Here is a 228-nt window from a genome sequence, read left to right as displayed (position 1 = left end):
GTCCTATGTCAAGAAAAAGTACAAGTTAAACATGAACTTTTCACCTCAATAATCCGTTTTATGCCACATTTATTTCCATTTGTCTTAATTTTATCCAGTATTTCTTTTCATACTCATTAGGTGATACATAATCACAGTGACTGTGAATTCTCACGGTATTATAAAATGCTTCTATATATTTAAAAATAAGTTTATATGCATGATTATAGTCTGTTATCTTAAATCTGT

Source organism: Clostridium sp. AF34-13, from assembly GCF_003477845.1.
GTDB lineage: Bacteria > Bacillota > Clostridia > Lachnospirales > Lachnospiraceae > Butyribacter > Butyribacter intestini.
Note: the sequence above shows the minus strand (reverse complement) of the source record.